The organism is Desertihabitans aurantiacus, assembly GCF_003344635.1.
Classification (GTDB): Bacteria; Actinomycetota; Actinomycetes; order Propionibacteriales; family Propionibacteriaceae; genus Desertihabitans; species Desertihabitans aurantiacus.
In genome coordinates this window covers 1-1,242 of sequence record NZ_QPKK01000495.1, presented here as the reverse complement: position 1 = coordinate 1,242, position 1,242 = coordinate 1, and the positions used below count along the sequence as shown (strand labels likewise).

The following is a 1,242-nucleotide window of genomic DNA, read 5'->3' as shown; positions in this document are numbered from 1 at the left end:
GGGCAGCGGCGGGTCGACCGGTGCGGTGAGGGTGCGGCGCAGCGGGGCGGCCCGGCGGCGGGCGTCCCGCACCGACAGCGGCAGCGGTGACCAGCCCAGCCGCCGACCCAGCTCGACCACCGGCGGCACCAGCTCGGCGCGGGCCAGCACCTCGGCCGGCGGGCCCTGCTCGACGGTGCCGTCGGCGCCGACCCGCACCACCAGGTCGGCTGACTCCACCACCCGCTCCATCCGGTGCTCGGCCACCAGCACGGTGGTGCCCAGGTCGTGCACCAGCCGGCGCAGCACGGCCAGGACGTCCTCCGCGGCCACCGGGTCGAGCGCGGAGGTCGGCTCGTCGAGCACCAGCAGGGGCGGACGGAGGGTGAGCACGCTGCCGATCGCCACCCGCTGCTGCTCCCCACCCGACAGGGTGCGCAACGAGCGCCGGCGCAGGGGCGCGATGCCGAGCAGGTCCAGCGTCTCCTCGACCCGCACCCGCATCTGCGCAGGCGGCACCCCCTGCTGCTCCATCGGGTAGGCCAGCTCGTCCTCGACGGTGTCGGTGACGAAGGCGGTCAACGGGTCCTGCGGCACCCAGCCGACCCGGTCGGCCAGCTCGCGCGGGGCGCGGGTGGTGACGTCCTCCCCGGCCAGGGTGATCCGGCCGGTGCGGACGCCGGCGGTGAATCGTGGCACCAGGTTGTTGATCGTGCCGAGGAGGGTGGACTTGCCGCTGCCGGTGGGTCCGGTGACCAGCACCAGCTCGCCCTCCTCGACAGCGAGGTCCACGTCGCGCAGCACCGCCGGGCCGTCGGCGGAGTAGCGGACGGTGAGCCCTTCGACGCGCAGCATCACGACGCCACCTCCGGCCGGGGGGTGAGGACGGCGGGCAGCGCGGCGAGGACCGCCGCGACCACCAGCAGCGGGGTCAGCCGCGGCCACTCCCGCAGCGACGGGACGACCGCGGCCGCGTCCGGGCCCCGGGCCGTCTGCCACACCAGCAGGAAGGCGAGCAGGCCGCAGGCCACCGTCAGCCACTCCGCCGGCCGCATCCGGTCGGGGCGGTAACGGGTGCGCCGGACGTCCCGGCCGGCCAGCCACAGCCCGGCACCGGCCACCAGCACCCCGGCCAGCAGCACCAGCGGACCGCCCGCTCCCGGCAGCGCGGCGGCGAGGGTGGCGTAGGCGCCCAGGGCGAGCAGCGCCAGGGCGAGCAGGGCGGTGGTCGCGGTGAGCGCCCGGCGGGCGGGTGAGCCGGTG

The 1,242-nt window shown here is 77.3% G+C and carries 1 protein-coding gene and 1 pseudogene; both read right to left on the bottom strand.

The genetic code is table 11. The annotated features are described in order from the left end of the window. Positions 1-834: energy-coupling factor ABC transporter ATP-binding protein (locus tag DVA66_RS20480; protein ID WP_157974217.1), on the bottom strand; the 834-nt coding region annotated here is incomplete at its 3' end. Then, positions 834-1,242: pseudogene (locus tag DVA66_RS20475) on the bottom strand (energy-coupling factor transporter transmembrane protein EcfT); the annotation flags it as partial. The pseudogene DVA66_RS20475 and the gene DVA66_RS20480, both read right to left, overlap by 1 nt.